Source organism: Cytobacillus sp. T106 (assembly GCF_040492155.1).
GTDB classification, from domain to species: Bacteria; Bacillota; Bacilli; order Bacillales; family Cytobacillaceae; genus Bacillus_AB; species Bacillus_AB infantis.
In genome coordinates this window covers 1-533 of sequence record NZ_JBEUMK010000042.1, presented here as the reverse complement: position 1 = coordinate 533, position 533 = coordinate 1, and the positions used below count along the sequence as shown (strand labels likewise).

At 43.3% G+C, this 533-nt stretch carries 1 protein-coding gene; it reads right to left on the bottom strand.

Annotated features, from left to right (window positions below):
- Window positions 1-533 (bottom strand): hypothetical protein (locus ABU165_RS25125; RefSeq protein ID WP_353762706.1); only part of this gene is annotated, 533 nt, incomplete at both ends.

Genomic DNA, 533 nt, shown 5'->3' with positions numbered 1-533 from the left:
ATCTTCGTCTTCAGAAACAAAGCCTAGCTTGTTCATTGCATCAAGATTGGCAGAAGATTCTTCGTTATCTTCAGAAGTCATCGCACCAAGATCCAATCCAGTGTTCAGATCAGCAGAAGACTCTTCGTCCTCGTCTTTGTTCATTACAGAAGCATCAACATCTGTGTCCGCCCAAAGAGAAGATTCTTCATCTTCAGAAGTCATCGCACCAAGATCCAATCCAGTGTTCAGATCCGCAGAAGACTCTTCGTCTTCATCTTTGTTCATTACAGAAGCATCAACATCAGTATCCGCCCAAAGAGAAGATTCTTCATCTTCAGAAGTCATCGCACCAAGATCCAATCCAGTGTTCAGATCAGCAGAAGACTCTTCGTCCTCGTCTTTGTTCATAGCAGAAGCATCAACATCAGTATCCGCCCAAAGAGAAGATTCTTCATCTTCAGAAGTCACCGCACCAAGATCCAATCCAGTGTTCAGATCAGCAGAAGACTCTTCATCTTCATCTTTGTTCATAGCAGAAGCATCAACATCAG